This window comes from Parendozoicomonas callyspongiae (assembly GCF_023502345.1).
Classification (GTDB): domain Bacteria; phylum Pseudomonadota; class Gammaproteobacteria; order Pseudomonadales; family Endozoicomonadaceae; genus Sansalvadorimonas; species Sansalvadorimonas callyspongiae.
This window is the reverse complement of record NZ_JAMFLX010000120.1, coordinates 1-795: the sequence shown is the minus strand read 5'-3', so window position 1 is coordinate 795 and position 795 is coordinate 1. Positions and strand designations below refer to the sequence as shown.

At 51.7% G+C, this 795-nt stretch carries 1 protein-coding gene; it reads left to right on the top strand.

All coding sequences use genetic code 11. The features are described from left to right. A partial coding sequence (locus M3P05_RS20555) for a hypothetical protein (protein ID WP_249702009.1) occupies positions 1–795 on the top strand: 795 nt, incomplete at both ends.

Here is a 795-nt window from a genome sequence, read left to right as displayed (position 1 = left end):
TTAAATCCACTGGGAGCAGAATGGGAGCAGGCTTACCCCTGGAATAGCCTTTTGTTTTATGCTGCTGGCAAATGCTTTATACCTCCAGAACCCTCTGAGGCAATAAAAACCGCATACCGGCAGCATCTTGCCGATACTGTTCGCACCTCCGGGAATGAGATCAAAGCCATGCCGGAGCTGCCGGCTGCGTTTTTGGAAAAATTTGTGAAGCAGGAAGGTTGTACTGGTGTTTACGGTCGTTCTTTGTTTACCCAGGCGGAGGGCGAAGCTCGGTGTTATCGCATCAAGTTACGAAAGCGAACGTCCAGTCAGGTTGAAGCGCTGGAGGAGTTGACTCGGGAAGCCGGTGTTCTTGGTTTTTTGAGGGAGCAGCAGGCTCTGTTTCAGTCATCGGGGTCTGGGCAGGGGATGGATATTCGCAGCAGGCTCCCGGTTCCTCTGGGTAATTTTGGTATTAAAAATCCGGAATCCTTGCTGGCGTTGCCCGCCGCAAAGAAAGGCCGACTGGAAGAGCAGGTTGCCACAGTGGAGGGTACAGGCCCGCTACCAGGCTATCTTTTTCACACCGCTTCGGATGAGCTTTATCATCGCTACGTGCATGAATCTGAGGGGGCCCTGGGTCTGAGCCGGGATAACTCTTTGAAAGGGTTGCAGCTTGCCGCACACGATATTGGTGTTCTGTTCAGGCACGGTCTGTCTGTCGAGAATATGCTTCCTGCATATCATAATAATACCTGCGAAGATACACGTGAATACTTTGCTCTGAATCAGCTGCACTCCTGTCAATCTCAGGGA